General features: G+C 41.6%; 15 protein-coding genes, 1 pseudogene and 1 riboswitch. Of the genes and pseudogenes, 8 read left to right on the top strand and 8 right to left on the bottom strand.

Features of this window, described 5'->3' with window-relative positions; genetic code table 11:
* Positions 1–51: 51 nt before the first annotated feature.
* Entirely contained in the window at positions 52–1005 is a 954-nt protein-coding gene (locus MHH87_RS02270; protein ID WP_340747710.1) for a GGDEF domain-containing protein, read from the bottom strand.
* 27 nt (positions 1006–1032) lie between these two features.
* Positions 1033–1893, bottom strand: coding sequence for an EAL domain-containing protein (locus MHH87_RS02275; protein ID WP_340747711.1), 861 nt, complete (start codon positions 1891–1893; stop codon positions 1033–1035).
* Positions 1894–2148: 255 nt separating this feature from the next.
* On the opposite strand from MHH87_RS02275, the gene MHH87_RS02280 reads away from it, so the two are divergent.
* The 5 genes from MHH87_RS02280 (at position 2149) to MHH87_RS02300 (ending at position 6157) form a co-directional block, all read left to right on the top strand.
* Complete coding sequence (locus MHH87_RS02280) at positions 2149–2979, top strand: putative metalloprotease CJM1_0395 family protein (protein ID WP_340747712.1); 831 nt, start codon at positions 2149–2151, stop codon at positions 2977–2979.
* Between the two features lie 133 nt (positions 2980–3112).
* A complete protein-coding gene (ybaK, locus tag MHH87_RS02285; protein WP_340747713.1) occupies positions 3113–3598 on the top strand; it encodes a Cys-tRNA(Pro) deacylase in 486 nt (161 codons plus the stop codon).
* Between the two features lie 126 nt (positions 3599–3724).
* Positions 3725–3850: a hypothetical protein gene (locus tag MHH87_RS02290; protein ID WP_340747714.1), complete on the top strand. Its 126-nt coding sequence runs from the start codon at positions 3725–3727 to the stop codon at positions 3848–3850.
* Positions 3851–4038: 188 nt separating this feature from the next.
* A complete protein-coding gene (locus MHH87_RS02295) occupies positions 4039–4674 on the top strand; it encodes a YczE/YyaS/YitT family protein (protein WP_340747715.1) in 636 nt (211 codons plus the stop codon).
* A 292-nt stretch (positions 4675–4966) separates the two neighbouring features.
* Complete coding sequence (locus MHH87_RS02300; RefSeq protein ID WP_340747716.1) at positions 4967–6157, top strand: glycine C-acetyltransferase; 1191 nt, start codon at positions 4967–4969, stop codon at positions 6155–6157.
* A gap of 130 nt (positions 6158–6287) precedes the next feature.
* Here MHH87_RS02300 and MHH87_RS18855 read toward each other — a convergent pair.
* The 6 genes and pseudogenes from MHH87_RS18855 to MHH87_RS02325 form a co-directional block, all read right to left on the bottom strand.
* Positions 6288–6446, bottom strand: a pseudogene (locus tag MHH87_RS18855) (Gfo/Idh/MocA family oxidoreductase); the annotation flags it as partial.
* A gap of 99 nt (positions 6447–6545) precedes the next feature.
* Entirely contained in the window at positions 6546–7679 is a 1134-nt protein-coding gene (locus tag MHH87_RS02305) for an alpha-hydroxy acid oxidase (protein WP_340747717.1), read from the bottom strand.
* Between the two features lie 13 nt (positions 7680–7692).
* Positions 7693–8364, bottom strand: a complete 672-nt coding sequence (locus MHH87_RS02310) for a methionine ABC transporter permease (protein WP_340747718.1) — start codon at positions 8362–8364, stop codon at positions 7693–7695.
* Entirely contained in the window at positions 8357–9382 is a 1026-nt protein-coding gene (locus MHH87_RS02315) for a methionine ABC transporter ATP-binding protein (RefSeq protein ID WP_340747719.1), read from the bottom strand. The genes MHH87_RS02310 and MHH87_RS02315 overlap by 8 nt, the downstream gene beginning before the upstream one ends.
* 154 nt (positions 9383–9536) lie before the next feature.
* Positions 9537–10355, bottom strand: a complete 819-nt coding sequence (locus MHH87_RS02320; protein WP_340747720.1) for a MetQ/NlpA family ABC transporter substrate-binding protein — start codon at positions 10353–10355, stop codon at positions 9537–9539.
* A 91-nt stretch (positions 10356–10446) separates the two neighbouring features.
* Positions 10447–10554, bottom strand: a riboswitch (SAM riboswitch).
* 157 nt (positions 10555–10711) lie between these two features.
* Positions 10712–11893, bottom strand: coding sequence for a pyridoxal phosphate-dependent aminotransferase (locus MHH87_RS02325; RefSeq protein WP_340747721.1), 1182 nt, complete (start codon positions 11891–11893; stop codon positions 10712–10714).
* A 301-nt stretch (positions 11894–12194) separates the two neighbouring features.
* Here MHH87_RS02325 and MHH87_RS02330 point away from each other — a divergent pair, with 301 nt between their 5' ends.
* From MHH87_RS02330 to MHH87_RS02340, 3 genes are all read left to right on the top strand, one after another.
* Positions 12195–12998 (top strand): carbon-nitrogen family hydrolase, encoded by an 804-nt coding sequence (locus MHH87_RS02330; protein ID WP_340747722.1) that lies wholly within the window; start codon positions 12195–12197, stop codon positions 12996–12998.
* 393 nt (positions 12999–13391) lie between these two features.
* Complete coding sequence (locus tag MHH87_RS02335) at positions 13392–14645, top strand: Y-family DNA polymerase (protein WP_340747723.1); 1254 nt, start codon at positions 13392–13394, stop codon at positions 14643–14645.
* 15 nt (positions 14646–14660) lie between these two features.
* Positions 14661–14981 carry a YolD-like family protein gene (locus tag MHH87_RS02340; protein WP_340747724.1) on the top strand — a complete coding sequence of 107 codons (321 nt, stop codon included), beginning with the start codon at positions 14661–14663 and terminating at the stop codon, positions 14979–14981.
* Positions 14982–15066: the final 85 nt, after the last annotated feature.

A 15066-nucleotide genomic window follows, 5' to 3' on the forward strand; every position in this document is an offset into this window, starting at 1 on the left:
ATTCAAATGTGGAGAAAAGCGGCCTACGTTGCTCTTCAAAACGTTAATCACTCAAACATAAGCCAAACACCCTTCATTTATTTTATAACAACTCGCCTCAATCTTCTTACAGTTCCGTTTCACATTCGCGACAGCATCAGAAAGTTCTGCTTCATTTTTAAACGTATAATGCTCGTTCGTAACAACGGCAATTGAAAGCGTCATCTCAGAGAAGACCACCTCATTACCATCGCGGTTTTTCACCATAATCGGATTCACTAAATGTGTTTCATCATAAAATTGCGCTATGCCTGCATCAAAATGCTCGATGATCCCTTCACACAACGGACCTGCATTGTAGTGCGGCACAATCGCAACGAAATCATCACCGCCAATATGGCCTAAAAAATAGTCGGGCTGGGCGATATGCTGCTTTAGTATTTGGGTTAAATAAAGGAGGACCTTATCTCCGCGGTTAAAGCCGTACAGATCATTAAATACTTTAAAGCGGTCTAAATCGAAATAAATAAAGCTGTACGCGGGCTGCTGTAGAATGTCCTCAATTTTTTTATCAATTAAGTGATTACCTGGCAATGAACTAAGCGGATTAAGGAAGCTAGCAAACTCGACTTGTGTTTCTGCAAGCTTTAATAACAGAGACCGGACACTAACGATGCCAACGAATTGCTCCTCTTTCGTCACGATAATATCATCGTACAAATCTTCTTCAATACGTGCCATTGCAAGCGTGCTAACCTCCGTGATTGGCTGATAGAAATCCACAATAAGTGGGTTCGGTTTTGCAATCAGCTTATTGGTACGGCCCATATACAAGTTATAGCCGTATAATGTACCGATTTTTTGATAAAAATGTGCGCGGGGAATATGGCCAACCGGTTTATGATCCTGCAGTACAACAATCCCGCGTAGTGTAGGATTGTTCACGAACGTTTCATTTATTTCCTTATTTTTTACTTCCTCGTCGATCCAATCGGCCAGTTCGATAATTTCACCAATATTTGTCATGTTATCGCCACCTTCAATTAGTCAAAATCAAGATATCATAGGACTATGGGCAAGGAGTAGTTGTTCGTTTGGGCGACCGAGCGCATAGCCTTGCGCATAGTGAACACCCGCTTGTTTAATAAAATGAAATTCCTCGATGCGCTCAATTCCTTCTGCGATGACTTTTGTGCCGGACTGCTGGGCGTAATGTAAAATGACTGATAATAACTGCTGCTGGGCAATCTCCATATCAATGTTTTGAATGAGTGAGCGATCAATTTTAATGAATTCAGGCTTTAAATAAATCAACGTTTTCAAACTATTATAGCCAGAACCAACATCATCAATGGCGATGCGGTAGCCTTGCGAGCGGTAATGTGACAGCACGCGCGAAAACTCATCGAAATCCGTCACCGCACTGCGCTCCGTTAACTCAAATACAACTTGCTGCGGCTGGATGCCTAATGATCTCAATAAGCTAAGCGTTTCTCCACTATGATAATTTTTATCGAGTAACACATTCGGATGAATATTTACGAAAAGGATAAAATTTTGATTTCTTAAATGATCGTCAAGTCGCTCCCTAAAACGATGTAGCGATAAATTACGGCAAAAGCACTCAAAAGAGAAAACCTTTTTCGTCTGCCCGACAAACTCATAAAACACGTCGGCATTGCTAAACAATGGAGAGGGAGTGGGGCGATTTAATGCCTCAAAGCCAAATGTTTCATTTTTTTCTATATCTAAAATTGGTTGGAAAAATGTATTCATCTGTTCTTTGCGCATGATTTTTTTTAATGCGAAAAGCCTTTTCATATAAAGGAAGAGACGGCTTTTGTAAGGATTGAAAAGCTTGGAATTCTCAAAAATACGAACAGTTTTTGGCGTTGTTACGGATATGGGCTTCACACTTGCACCTTCTTCGGTTAATAATGCTTAAATTTTATCAGAACATTGTTAGAGCAATATAAAAGTATTGTAAATTTATGTTAATTCATAAACCATTACATAGGGGAATATAACAATATTAAATTTAAATTATTACTAGTAGAAATGGCTTAAATGTGAACAAAAGATGAAAGTAAAGAGGGATTTTTCCGATAATAATGGTATATAAGTATGTAAAGAATATTTCAATCGGAATACGGAGAGGGGTGATTTGTAATGAAAATTGCTAGTTTAATACATCATGTAGGAGCAGATTTTGAAGATCGAAAGCGAGCGTTGCAGCGAAAAGAAATGGGCGAGGCTTATAAAAAGAATGCTAAATACGTAGATGCTAATAAAAATCCGATGCTAAAGGCGCTGGAAAATTTACTTTCAGGAAAGACGGAAAAGGATTTACATGCGGCTGACATTGAAGCAAAGGAGCAATCAGCACAGGAGTTAGCTGGCAATGACAAACAGCAACAGCTTGAATTGCTCGAGGTGAAGAAGGAAATTCAGCTGCTCAAGCAGACCGAGCAAAATGTTATCGCACATGAGCAGGCACATAAGGCAGCAGGTGGAGGCGTAACAGGGGCGATTTCTTATTCCCATACAACGGGTCCTGACGAACAGCGTTACATTGTGGCTGGTGAGGTTTCTATTGATGTACCGTCTAGGTCTACAACGGATGAAACAATCGCAATTTTGGAAAAGGTCAAGCAGGCCGCACTTGCACCAGCACAACCATCCCCACAGGATTTACGCGTAGCCGCGAGTGCAGCAGCGCAAATCCTGCAAACCAAATCCGAGTTGTCTGGTGAATTAGTGGAACAACTTGAAGAGGTGGAGCCGTTTGTGGACGAAAGCTTACAGGTCAGCATTCCGGAGCGCTTCCAAAATGAATTCCAGCGCAACGCTCAGGAGGAAACGATATTTGGCAAGGACTTAGAAAGCTTATTATTCAAGCGTACGTTCAATAAAGCGATAGCAAAGTACGCAACGCATATTGAGATGGTGAAAAATGGCTACCGCATGTTCGACGAGCCTAAGTTTTCACAAACAGCGTAATTTACATGGAAAACTGTGTCTTGTAGGCACAGTTTTTTTTCGTAGATTTTTGTTCACGTTTCTATGTACTTATGAGTCGCCTCCTTTTTTGATATACTGATACAAGAATTTTAGATAAAAAGAGGTGTAGGTTATGGCAAAAAAAGTAGCAAAAACAAATGCCGTTCGTCTAATTGAGCAACAGAAAATTGCACATCAATTATTTGAATATGAAACGGATAATGGGGAGGCAGTGGATGGCATTACTGTCGCAACGAAAATCGGTCAGCCGGTGGAGCATGTTTATAAAACATTGATCGCAACAGCAGGTAAGGGCCATTATTATGTATTCGTTATTCCAGTTGCAGCTGAGCTTAATTTAAAGGCAGCAGCGAAAGCAGTGGGTGAGAAAAAAGTTGAGCTCATTGCTGTGAAGGAACTACTCGGCTTAACAGGCTATGTGCGTGGCGGCTGTTCACCTGTAGGGATGAAGAAGCTATTCCCAACATTCATTGATGCCTCCGCAGAAGCATTAGACTTTATCATCGTAAGCGCTGGGAAAATCGGCATGCAAATGAAGCTTAAACCAACAGATATTGCACATATCTCCCAAGCGGCATTTGCTGAAATTACGGTATAATTCAAAAGGCTGTTTACAATTTTGTGGTGCAAGTAAATTTGCTAATTGTGCAAGTAATCTTGGGAATGTTTGCACGTAAACCGACCAAGCAGCCTATCTTAAACAATACACTTTAGAAACACATACTTGAAAGCAGGTCTCCATCATGAAAATAGCGTTCGCATGGCGCGGATGACAATGGAAATATTCGCAGTTACAGCAGGCTGGCTACTCCACGGTCCAATTGGTGTTACAACCGTCGTACTCGCATGAGGCGCTGGCTATATTATTTTAAACATCTCCTTGATCAAATCGCAGGAGAAATAGTGTAAGCTCTCCAAAATGGGGAGCTTTTTAATGCCCATTTTATTGCGTAGCATCCTTTTATATGATTTAGTTAGACTAGGAAATAAATTTACATAACTTTGTATATTTCGTAGTTAATGAAAGTGGGTTTAGGTATGAGAAAATCATTTTTATGGCAATGGGCATTTTTCCTCGTTGGATTAATGGTAATGGCACTGGGGATTACGTTAACGATTAAAGGAAAAGCAATCGGCACAAGCCCATGGGATGTTTTACATATTGGTTTATATAAACAGGTAGGCTTAACAATTGGCTCGTGGTCTATTTTAACCGGTTTATTTATCATCGTTACAACCTCTATATTTTTAAAACAGTGGCCGCGCCTTGCTACGTGGTTAAATATGTTATTAATTGGGTCGTTCATTGATTTCTTTAACTGGCTATTACCGAATACGACTGTTATTGCATTTGAGCTGGCGTATTTTATCGCAGGATTTTTTGTCATGAGTATGGGCTGTGCGCTTTATATTTCCGCGAACTTAGGAGCGGGGCCACGTGATACGGTTATGATGATAATTGCTGAAAAATTCGGGGGTTCCGTTAGGTTGGGGCGTACAGTTATGGAAGTGTTTGCGGCATTGTCCGGCTGGCTACTCGGCGGTCCAGTTGGTGTTGGTACAGTCATTTTAGCGCTTGGTACGGGATATGTCATTCAGTGGGCGCTCCCGAAATTCCAGGAAGCATTACAAAAAAGAATGATAGAGTCAAACGAAAGCACGCAACAGGCATAATGTCCATTGCGTGTTTTTACTGTTAAGGAAATTTTAAAATTTCTCCGTGTAGATAACAGTTAAATAAGTAAATGCACCATCTAGGCGAAAGTGCCAGCCCCTCGAAGTCACAGTCTGCCCTCGGGCTAAGGCAAAGAGCGCCTTCACTTCGCATTTTCCAGCGCTTGTCGGGGCTAAGCAGTTTTTGTTACTTGTGTAGTTCAACATAAGAAAACAATCGAAAAGAGAAGTTCCTCCAACTCCCGTTTCATGCTAAAATGAGAGCAACTTGCATATGAAAGGAAGAGGCAACATGTCAAAAACATTAAATGCATTTATAGACGACAACCTTCAAGCGCTGCATGATCAAGGTTTATACAATGAAATTGATCCAGTTGAAAGCGCAAACGGACCAGTAATTCAAGTGCGCGGTAAAAGTTTAATTAACTTATCTTCAAATAACTATCTTGGTTTAGCAACAAACGAGGAATTAAAAACAATTGCTAAGAATGCGATTGATAAATATGGCGTTGGGGCAGGGGCTGTACGTACAATTAACGGCACACTTGACCTTCACGTAAAACTGGAAGAAAAGCTAGCAGAATTCAAAGGAACAGAAGCGGCAATTTCTTATCAATCAGGCTTCAACTGTAATATGGCCGCTATTTCTGCTGTTATGGATAAAAACGATGCAATTCTGTCTGATGCACTAAACCATGCATCAATTATCGATGGCTGTCGCTTATCGAAAGCGAAAATCATTCCGTTTCATCACTCAGATATGGACGACCTACGCGCGAAAGCAAAGGAAGCAACAGAATCTGGCCTTTACAATAAAGTAATGGTTATTACGGACGGCGTATTCTCAATGGACGGCGATATCGCCAAGCTACCAGAAATCGTAGAAATCGCAAAGGAATTTGATTTAATTACGTATGTGGATGATGCGCATGGTTCAGGCGTTACAGGTAAAGGGAAGGGTACAGTGAAGCATTTCGGGTTAGAGCGTGAAATTGACTTCCAAATCGGTACTTTATCGAAAGCAATCGGCGTTGTCGGCGGTTATGTGGCTGGCAAGAAAAACTTGATTAATTGGTTAAAAGTCCGCTCTCGTCCGTTCCTATTCTCAACAGCATTGCCACCGGGTGATGTAGCAGCAATTACACGTGCAGTTGAAATGATTATGGAATCAACAGAGTTGCATGACAAGCTTTGGGAAAACGGCGACTACCTGAAAAAAGGTTTAGCTGAGCTAGGGTTTAACATTGGTGAATCGGAAACACCGATCACACCATGTATTATTGGGGACGAAAAATTGACACAGGAATTTTCAAAACGTTTATTTGAAGAAGGCGTTTACGCAAAATCAATCGTCTTCCCAACAGTTCCTAAAGGCACAGGTCGTGTCCGCAACATGCCAACAGCAGCGCACACAAAAGGAATGCTAGACGACGCACTCGTAATCTATGCAAAAGTAGGCCGCGAATTAGGCGTTATTCAATAAAATGAAGGTGATGAAAACGTAGAGTTTTCATCACCTTTTTTTATGGATAAGAAAAGACATCAACTCGCTCTATTTTGGGTGAGTTGTGTCTTTCTAAGGGATTTGGACTCTAAATAGAACTACAGAATCTTTAAATAGAATCCGCCTCCGCAGCCGTCTCAGCCATGGGTTTTTCTACTAATACATGCCTGCCGTTTTGCTTGGCAGTAATGGCTATGTCACAGTGTAAATCGGGAGGTGTGTAAATAATGACGGCGTCCACTTGTTCGTCAGCCCAAATTGCCTCTAATGAACGTGATGCATACTCCCTAAATCGTTTCCTTTCTTACAATCAAGAGATAGTGAAAAGGAAAAAATACACTTTTTACACAGTCTAATTAATAGGCATTTAGTTTTTCACAATCGTTAAGTTGCACACATTCGCTACACGGCTTACACCTGCAAGCCCCATGGATACTTTAAATTCATCGTATAGATTTTGCATGACTTGGCGTACGCCTGCTTCACCTGCGTAGGCTAGTCCATACACGAATGGCCGACCAATTGCGACAGCTGTTGCGCCTAAAGCTAATGCTTTTAGTACATCGATACCGCGGTACACGCCGCCGTCCAAAATAACCGGAATGCGTCGGTCAACAGCTTTCACAACTGCAGGAAGCGCATCCAAGCTACCAACCACGCCGTCTAATTGGCGCCCCCCATGATTGGAAACAAAAATTCCATCTACGCCTGCTTCAATTGCTAACTTTGCATCTTCAGGATGTAAAATTCCTTTTAATAATACAGGTAATTTCGTACGTTCCTTCAATTCACGCACATTGTCCCAGCTTAAAGTGGGATGATAAATATTTGCCAGCAAACCTTCAATAAATGCCTCGGATGAATCATCACGTAGCGTTGACATGAACACAGGATCGGTTTCATAGTTACCACGCGAGAAGCCTTTTTTCAAGGGTGAAAATTGGTTGCGAACATCGTGCTCTCTCCAGCCAAGCATTACGGTATCAATTGTTAATACAATGGCTTCAAAACCAGCTTGTTCTGCGCGCTCTACCATACTAAATGAAATATCTTCATTTGTTGACCAGTATAATTGGAACCATTTCGTATGATGTGGTGCAGTTTCTGCAATTTGTTCCATCGAATAACTTGAAACGGTGCTTTGTACATACGGAATTTGTAAATCCATTGCTGCACGCACAACCGCTAGCTCACCGTCTTCGTGCGCAATTTTATTCATGCCGACGGGAGCAAATAGTAGGGGAGTTGGATGTGTTTTTCCGAATAATTCAATGGATGTATCCAGTATTGATACATCATTTAAAAAACGCGGTACAATGGAATATTTGTGAAAAGCATCACGATTATTACGTAGTGACTGCTCGCCGCCCGCACCTGAACGTACATAGCTATAAGGGCCAATATCAATTTTGTCTTTAACCGCTTGCTCTAATTCTTCAAAACCAATCGGAAAAGCTTGTGCCGTTCCGATATTTTTTAATAATAAATCACCTTTACTCATGAACTCATCTCCATTAATCACGTTTTAGGTTGCTTGCCACGCGGTTCCCAACAGACTGAATGATTTGTACTAAAATAATTAAAATAAATACGGCGGCATACATCACGTCGACTTGATAACGAATATGACCGAAGCGGTAGGCCAAGTCACCAAGGCCACCTGCACCCACAAGCCCAGCCATCGCTGTTGCACCGACTAAGCCAACTGTTGCGATCGTTAAGCCTAGAACGATGGATGAACGTGCTTCGCGAAGTAGAACATTCATCACGATATGACGGCGTTTAATGCCCATTGCTGTATATGCTTCAACGACACCAGGTGACACCTCAAGCAGTGCCGATTCCAATAATCGTGCGATATACGGCGCTGTGTATACAACAAGTGGAACGATTACCCCTTTAACCCCAATCGTCGTCCCAACAATGAACTTTGTAAATGGAAGGATAAAGAATAGTAGAATAATGAACGGAATCGAACGGATAATATTAATAACTAAGTTTAAAATTTGGTAGAGCCATTTATTTTCGAATAATTGCCCAGGTCGTGTTAGAACGATTAAAATCCCGAGTGGAATTCCAATTAATACAGCTAGCACAAGGGAAATAGACGCCATTTGAAGCGTTTCGCCAAGTGATTTCAAAATAACATGTCCCCATTGATCAAAAAATGCTTGTAAACTACTCATTGTCGTCGCCTCCTAATCGTTCAATTTGGACGCCATTTTGTTCAAGATAGGATGTGATTTGTTGGATTTCTTGCGGCTTTCCCCCTACATGAACAACGATATTGCCGACAATGCCGTTTTTCAATTCAATAATGTTTGCAGCTAAAATATTCGGCGCTACATTAAAGCGGTTACTAATATCGGCAATCAGTGGTTTTCCTGTGCTTTCACCAACAAATGTTAAACGTACTACCGCACCTGTTAAGTTCAGCTGGTTGATTAATGATTTAGATAATGAACGTTGTGAAATAGTGTTCAAGAATTTGCGCGTTGTTGGATGCGTGGGCTTTTTAAATAGCTCGATTGCTGAGTTATGCTCCACAAGCTTCCCTTTTTCGAGTACATACACGTAATCGCAAATTTTTTGGATTACGTTCATTTCATGGGTAATCAGTAAAATAGTAATCCCAAGTTCACGATTGATTTTTAACAGAAGCTCTAAAATGGAGTCTGTCGTTTCTGGATCAAGTGCGCTCGTTGCTTCATCGCTTAGTAAAACTTCGGGTTCCTGTGCAAGGGCGCGGGCGATAGCGACACGTTGTTTTTGTCCACCAGATAATTGGTTAGGGAAGTTCGTTAATTTATCCGTTAACCCAACAATCTCAGCATACTTTGCGACTTTAGCTGCTACCTCTTTTTTACTATAGCCGAGTAAGTTTAGAGGAATTGCAATATTGTCATAAACTGTTGCTGTTTTAAGTAGGTTAAAACCTTGGAAGATCATCCCGATTTTTTGACGTGTTTTCCGAAGGTCCTCTGTTGATGCAGACATTAAATCCACACCGTTAATTCGAACATTGCCACTAGTTGGGCGCTCAAGTAAGTTGACACAACGAATCAGTGTACTTTTTCCGGCACCACTATAGCCGATGACGCCGTGAATTTCGCCTTTTTTGACATGTAAATCTACATCATCAACGGCATTGAATACACCTTGCTTAGATGGGTACTGCTTCACGATGTTTTGGAGTTGTATCATAAAAATCCTCGCCTTTCTAGAGAAAAAGCTACCGGCAAAGTTGCCGATAACTTTTCGTATTTTTGGTGGATAAGAAAGTATAACTTTTCCATTCACATTAGTAAGGACATCAACTCGCCGTATTTTGGGCGAGTTGTGTCTTTCTAATTACGAATTAAAATCCTGGAATAACTGCGCCTTCATATGTTTCTATAATATAATTACGTACTTCGTCAGTTTGGTAAGCTTCGATGAATTTCTTTAAATCTTCGCTATCTTCTTCACCTGGACGTACAACTAATTTGTTTACGTACGGAGAGTCAGATGATTCAAGAATGATCGAATCGTTTTTCGGATTTAAACCTGCTTCAAGTGCGAAGTTTGTGTTGATTGCTGCAAAATCTACTTCAGCTAATTGAGTTGGTAATTGAGCGGCTTCTAGTTCGATAAATTCATAATTATGTGGGTTATCTACTACATCAAAGATGGATGCGTTAATGCTCACACCTTCTTTTAATGTGATATAACCAGCATCTGCTAATACAACTAATGCACGTCCACCGTTTGTCGCATCATTAGGTAAAGCAAATGTTGCACCGTCAGGAACTTCTTCCATTGACGCGTATTTAGACGAGTATATGCCCATTGGATTTAAAATTGTATTTCCTACTGATACAAGTTCTTCGCCGCGGTCCGTGTTGAATGTATCTAAGAATGGCTGCGTTTGGAAGTTGTTAATATCAAGATCGCCTTCTACTAGCGCTGTGTTCGGTAATACATAATCAGAGAATACACGGATGTCTACTTCTAAGCCGTTTTCCGCTGCGATGTCTGCTGCAATTTCTGTAATTTCTTCGTGTAAGCCAGCAGTTACGCCGATTACTAATTTACCGTCATTTAATGTGTCTTCTGCAGTTTCTTCTCCGCCACAAGCTGCAAGAGCAAGTGCTAAGGCTGATGTTGCAAATAAAAAGCCGATTTTTTTAAATTTCATGGTTGAAATCCCCCTAGATGTTTTGTTTTAGTTAATAAAAAAATGCCTCTCTTGAAAAAGAGAGGCATCGAAAAGTCAATTTAGATTACCACTCTTATCTTTCAAAACATTTCTGTTTTGTAGGAATTAGCACCGGCCAACAAGTGTTGGTGGTTGCCGAGCTTCATAGGGCCTATCCCTCAGCTACTCTTAATAAGAGAAAAACATTATATTTAAAAACTAATTAATGTAAATATACAGACTATTTAGAACAAAATCAATATAAAATTATATTTTTCTGAAAAAACTTTATTTTAAGATAGTTTGTTGTTAAATAGAAAAAAGCACATCTTATGGGAGGGATGTGCTTTTCATAACTATTTGACGATGACTTGCTTGAATAAATTTAATTTTTCTACGCGGCGTACAGCTTCACGCATACGATCCTCATTTACAAGTAGACCAACGCGCACATAGCCTTCACCGTATTCACCAAAGCCATTACCAGCAGCAACGGCTACGTCTGCCTTTTCTAATAGTAAATTTGCAAATTCCTGGCTTGTGTAGCCTTCTGCAACAGGCAACCATGCAAAGAACGAGCCTTTTGGTGCCGTAATGTTCCAGCCGATGCGGTGCGCTTCTTCAACGAGTATATTGCGGCGGCTTTCGTATGTTGTCCGTAAAGCTTCAACACAGTCCTGTTCCGCATTTAATGCCACTGCTGCAGCATGTTGCACAGCGGGGAACTGGTTACAAAATAGATGATCTTGAATGATATTGATTGCTTCAATTATTTTGGCATTGCCGACAGCAAAACCAATGCGCCAGCCTGCCATATTATATGATTTTGATAATGTATACAGCTCGATGCCGACATCTTTTGCACCGGCCGCTTGTAAGAAGCTCGGAGGACGAACGCCGTCAAAGCCGATTGCACCGTACGCAAAGTCATGCGCAACGGCAATATTATTTTCCTTCGCAAACGCTACTGTGTCTTCAAAAAAAGCTAAATCTGCTGTGCCCCCAGTTGGATTGTTCGGATAGTTTATGTACATCAATTTTGCTCGCTCGCGTACTTCTGGAGAAAGTACCTTGTAATCTGGTAAAAATGCATTCGCCTCTTCAAGCGGCATCGTATCAAATTTCACGTCTGCAAGTGCAACTCCTGATAAATAATCCGGATAACCTGGGTCTGGCAACAGCATATAATCGCCAGGATTTAAAATTGCCATTGGTAGCTCTACTAAACCAATTTTTGTTCCGCCTAAAATCGCTATTTCTGTGTTCGGATCAATATCCACGCTGTATTCACGTTTGTAAAAATCAGCGGCTGCCTGTTTAATTTCTGGGATACCGCGGAACGGAGAATATTTATGCGTTTGCGGATCCATCACTGCATGCTGCAGGGCTTCAACAATATGACCTGGTGTTGGTTGATCAGGATTGCCTTGCCCTAGATTAATAATATCGCGTCCTTCCGCAAGCGCTGCATTTACTTTTCCAACGAGTGCAGCAAAAAATTGCGGAGGGAGTTGCTGTAGTTTTTTCGAAAATTCCATGTACATTCACCTTTTTCAGAATATAATAAAAATAGTACTGTTATGGTAGTCTTTTTTTAGCGAATAGTAAAGTGTATTTTTAGGTTATCCGCATAAGAAAGTATAACTTTTGGAGATGTCTAGGCATTCGCGCTTTTGCTAAGAGGTCGTTTTAATTCCTTGGGTGTAAACGGGTGCGAATGCGCTTTTTTAGTAGATAAGAAAGTATAACTTTCTTATCTACATAAGTAAGGACATCATCTCGCCCTCTATTGGGCGAGATGTGTCTTTCTAAATAAAAATGTCTAGAGGTGGGGTTCTAATGAAAATCGGATGTATCCAATTAAATGTAGGTTTTGGAAAAGTAGAAGAAAATTATGCGCGCGCAGAGAAATTTATTCGCGAGGCGGCGGCAGGTGGAGCAGAAATCATCGTACTACCTGAAATGTGGAATACCGGCTATGCACTTGAAAAATTAGGGGAGCTTGCAGATGTGAACGGTGAGCGCACGCAAAAATTTTTAAGTGAACTGGCACGCGAATTACACGTACATATTGTTGGCGGTTCTGTTTCAGTGAAGCGCGGCGATAAATTTTACAATACGATGTACACGTTTAATCGCACAGGCGAGCTAGTCGGCGAATATAGCAAGGCGCATTTGTTCCGCTTAATGGACGAGCATTTGTATTTGGAGGCGGGGGATGCAATGAACCGCTTCCAGCTTGACGATATTGAAGCAGCGGGTGTGATTTGCTACGACATTCGTTTCCCGGAATGGCTACGCTCGCATGCACTGGATGGCGCGAAGGTATTATTTATTCCCGCACAGTGGCCAACACCCCGTATTGATCACTGGAAAACGCTATTACAAGCGCGTGCCATTGAAAATCAGTGCTTCGTTATTGCGGTAAATCGCATTGCGAGTAAGGTAGAAAACTTTAACGGGCAGTCGATGATTATTGAGCCGTGGGGCGAGGTCTTATGGACAGGCGCTGATGATGAGGAGTTAGCCATTATCGACGTTGATTTTTCAATTGTTGATGAAGTGCGCAGCCGCATCCCAGTATATGATGACCGTCGCCCGGGATTATATGAAGAAGTAGTAAAACAATCAGTTCGTAAATAATTTAGAGAGACAAAGTCGGAGCAATTCGATTTTGTCTTTTTTAGTGGATAAGAAAGTATAACTTTCCCATCCACATAAGTAAGGACATCAACTCACCCTATTTTGGGCGAGTTGTGTCTTTCTAATCGTTAAGGAAATTATCAAATTTCGCCTTGTGGATACCATTTAAATAAGTAAATGCAACGCCCAGGCGAAAGCGCTAGCCTCTCGAAGTCGCGGTCTGTCCTCGGGCGAAAAGCGCCTTCACTTTGGATTCTCTAGCGCTTTTGTTACTTCTCGCCCCAAAGTGCGGCTATTCGCTAAAAATTCCCACTTGCCGTCTTAAGCGTCTCATTTTAAAATAGGAACAAATGTTCTGTTGTTGGGTATCATATAGTAGAAAGAGGTGAGACTATGTATGAAAATGCTCCGAATCGTTCCGTTATTTGTATTGATATGCGCTGCTTTTACGCCAGCTGCATAGGGCTTCTTGAAAATTTAGATGTGATGAAGGTGCCGATTGCTGTTGTGGGGAACTTTAGCCAAAAGGGAAGTGTTGTGCTCGCTGCGTCTCCACCGATGAAGGAGCGCTTTCACATTAAAACAGGCTCCCGCTATTATGAAATTCCGAAGCATCCAGACATTCGTTTATTTGAGCCGAAAATGGAGTTTTTCGTTAAAATTTCGATGGAGATTACGCGGCTCTTAAATGATTTTGTACCGAAAGAGGCGATTCATGTGTATAGCGTGGATGAAAGCTTTGTCGATTTAACCGGTACTGAAAAATTATGGGGACCACCTGAGGAAACGGCGAAGTATATGCAACAGCGCATTTACGATCAGTTTCAAATTCCGAGTGCAATCGGGATGGGACCGAATATGCTCATGGCAAAGCTTGCTCTTGATATTGAAGCGAAAAAAACAGACTTTGCGAAGTGGACGTATGCAGACGTACCAACAAAGCTCTGGCCTATATCACCACTAAGTGACATGTGGGGCATCGGCAGGAGAACGGAGCGCACACTAAATAATATGGGGATTTTCTCGGTAAAGGATCTCGCGCATACAGACTTAAAAACGCTCGAGAAACGCTTTGGCATTATGGGCAACCAACTGTATTACCATGCGTGGGGCATTGATTATTCAAAAATGGGCGCGCCCATTATGCAGGGGCAAATTAGCTACGGCAAAGGACAAATGCTAATGCGTGATTACCGCAGCCGAAAAGAAATTTTAACGGTTATTTTAGAGATGTGTGAGGATGTAGCAAGACGTGCGCGCGAGGCACAGCAAATCGGCCGCACAATTTCTCTTGGACTTGGCTACAGCAAAGATGCATTTGGCGGGGGCTTCCACCATTCACGGACGATTTACGAGCCGACGAACGATACGATGAAAATTTACAAAGTGTGTGAGCGACTACTCGATGAATTTTATGCTGAACGACCAGCACGTCAGCTATCGATTGCACTGACAAACTTAGAAAGTGAACATTCAATGCAGCTGAGCCTTTTTGATGATCAAAAATGGAGGAAGCGAAAACTTGGTGCGGCGATGGATAAAATTCGTACGAAATATGGCTCGACGTCAATTTTGCGTGCAGTGTCATATACAGAGGCGGGAACAGCGCTCTCTCGCTCCGCATTACTAGGAGGACATAAAAAATAGTGGCAGGTGGAGAAGATGAACCGAGATCGAGGAACAATCAAATGGAATGCAATGATGCTGCCAGAGCATGTGAAGCTACTTCGTGAATGGCAGAGTGAGGATAAGCTCGTTGAAAAACCAGAACTCGATGAATGGGCGCTGCAGGAACTGAGCGAGCAATTAACACATGCATATGAAAATGCGCTCCAAGTTGAAATGAAAATATGGGAGACGACAGCGATTTATAAGGTGCGCGGCAAAATTGATAAAATCCAGTCAGAAAAGCAACAACTACGACTAGAGGACGGGCGCACATTCAGTTTTCATCGAATTTGCGGTGCCGCATTGGCTGACTAAATAAGTGTTTATGTTATAGATTAAATACGAACAGCACTTACTGAAAATGGTTACTAGCTTTGTGCAGAACGATTACAATGTATAT

The organism is Solibacillus sp. FSL H8-0538 (genome assembly GCF_038003525.1).
Lineage (GTDB): Bacteria > Bacillota > Bacilli > Bacillales_A > Planococcaceae > JBBOPI01.

What these genes read in the sequence shown, in the direction of transcription:
- MHH87_RS02325 (WP_340747721.1), bottom strand. Translation starts at nt 11,893, where the DNA reads ATGGAATTTTCGAAAAAACTACAGCAACTCCCTCCGCAATTTTTTGCT.
- ybaK (WP_340747713.1), top strand. Translation starts at nt 3,113, where the DNA reads ATGGCAAAAAAAGTAGCAAAAACAAATGCCGTTCGTCTAATTGAGCAA.
- MHH87_RS02320 (WP_340747720.1), bottom strand. Translation starts at nt 10,355, where the DNA reads ATGAAATTTAAAAAAATCGGCTTTTTATTTGCAACATCAGCCTTAGCA.
- MHH87_RS02280 (WP_340747712.1), top strand. Translation starts at nt 2,149, where the DNA reads ATGAAAATTGCTAGTTTAATACATCATGTAGGAGCAGATTTTGAAGAT.
- MHH87_RS02305 (WP_340747717.1), bottom strand. Translation starts at nt 7,679, where the DNA reads ATGAGTAAAGGTGATTTATTATTAAAAAATATCGGAACGGCACAAGCT.
- MHH87_RS02270 (WP_340747710.1), bottom strand. Translation starts at nt 1,005, where the DNA reads ATGACAAATATTGGTGAAATTATCGAACTGGCCGATTGGATCGACGAG.
- MHH87_RS02340 (WP_340747724.1), top strand. Translation starts at nt 14,661, where the DNA reads ATGAACCGAGATCGAGGAACAATCAAATGGAATGCAATGATGCTGCCA.
- MHH87_RS02300 (WP_340747716.1), top strand. Translation starts at nt 4,967, where the DNA reads ATGTCAAAAACATTAAATGCATTTATAGACGACAACCTTCAAGCGCTG.
- MHH87_RS02330 (WP_340747722.1), top strand. Translation starts at nt 12,195, where the DNA reads ATGAAAATCGGATGTATCCAATTAAATGTAGGTTTTGGAAAAGTAGAA.
- MHH87_RS02335 (WP_340747723.1), top strand. Translation starts at nt 13,392, where the DNA reads ATGTATGAAAATGCTCCGAATCGTTCCGTTATTTGTATTGATATGCGC.
- MHH87_RS02295 (WP_340747715.1), top strand. Translation starts at nt 4,039, where the DNA reads ATGAGAAAATCATTTTTATGGCAATGGGCATTTTTCCTCGTTGGATTA.
- MHH87_RS02310 (WP_340747718.1), bottom strand. Translation starts at nt 8,364, where the DNA reads ATGAGTAGTTTACAAGCATTTTTTGATCAATGGGGACATGTTATTTTG.
- MHH87_RS02315 (WP_340747719.1), bottom strand. Translation starts at nt 9,382, where the DNA reads ATGATACAACTCCAAAACATCGTGAAGCAGTACCCATCTAAGCAAGGT.